The 1,226-nt window shown below is 74.2% G+C and carries 2 protein-coding genes; both read right to left on the reverse strand.

From position 1 onward, the window contains the following. Window positions 1-690, reverse strand: a 690-nt coding sequence (panC, locus tag AC1DY2_RS19895; protein WP_476763984.1) for a pantoate--beta-alanine ligase, incomplete at its 3' end; no start/stop codon positions are given. Further along, a partial coding sequence (locus AC1DY2_RS19900) for a DUF2520 domain-containing protein (RefSeq protein ID WP_476763985.1) occupies window positions 687-1,226 on the reverse strand: 540 nt, incomplete at its 5' end. The genes panC and AC1DY2_RS19900, both read right to left, overlap by 4 nt.

The following is a 1,226-nucleotide window of genomic DNA, read 5'->3' on the forward strand; positions in this document are numbered from 1 at the left end:
GAGGAGCTCTGATGGGCCCTCGCCGGCTGCGGCCTCGGCGGCCCGCAGCGACTCGGCGAGCACGAGCGCGGCGCGTCGCTCGGCCTCGCCGAGGAAGCGGTTGCGGCTGGAGAGCGCCAGGCCGTCGGGCTCGCGCACCGTGGGCACCGTCTCGATGCGCAGCGGCAGGTCGAGGTCGGCGACCATGCGTGAGACGAGGTGCACCTGCTGGGCGTCCTTCTGCCCGAAGAGCGCCACGTCGGGCTGCGCGATGCCGAACAGCTTCGCCACGACGGTGAGCATCCCGTTGAAGTGCCCGGGGCGCGACGCGCCCTCGTAGCGCTCGCCGATCGGTCCGGCCTGCACCGTCGTGCCGGCGTCACGGCCGCGCGGGTACATCTCGTCGACCGACGGTGCGAACACCATGTCGACGCCGAGCCCGGCGAGCGCCGCGACATCCGCGTCGAGCGTGCGCGGATAGCGGTCGAGGTCTTCACCGGGGCCGAACTGCAGCGGGTTCACGAAGATCGACACCACGACCACGTCGGCGAGCTCCCGTGCGCGGCGCACCAGGGCGAGATGGCCGTCGTGCAGTGCGCCCATCGTGGGCACGAGGGCGACGGATGCCCCGGCGGCGCGTCGCTCGTCGAGCAGGGCCCTGAGCTCCGCGATGGTCGGCACCGTGCGCGTGCCCGCGGCGACCTCGGTCACTCGCCACCTCCCAGCGGCCGATCCGTGTCGACCTCGTCGATCGTACCCGCCCCGTCGACGAGCGGTCCGGCGTCGTGCCTGGCGAGCGCGTTCTCCACGGAGCTGCGCACGAGCTGCGCGAGGACCGCGCCGGGGCGACCGACGCCGATGCCGTCGAGGAGGCCGCTCGCCTGGTCGACGATCGCCGTGGAGAACGACACCGCGGTGTCGATCGCCTCCGCGTAGGCCGCGCGGTCGTCTTCGGCGACCACGAACGGCTCGCCGCCCATCTCGACGACGAGCGCTTGGGCGATCGGCAGCACGGGCGCGGGCGCGGTGACGGCGAACCAGGTGCCCGGCAGGCGGGCGAGGTCGATGCTCGTGCCCGTGAACGACATGGCGGGATGCGCGGCGAGCGGGATCGACCCGGCCCGTCGGGCCGGGTCGAGCACTCCCGTGCCGAACCGGGCGGCCGTGTGCAGCACGAACTGCCCCGGCTGCCAGACCCCGGCATCGGCGAGCCCGCCCACGAGGGCCGCGAGCTCGGACTCGGGCAC

The sequence above is a fragment of the Agromyces sp. P1_H4 genome, from assembly GCF_056405255.1.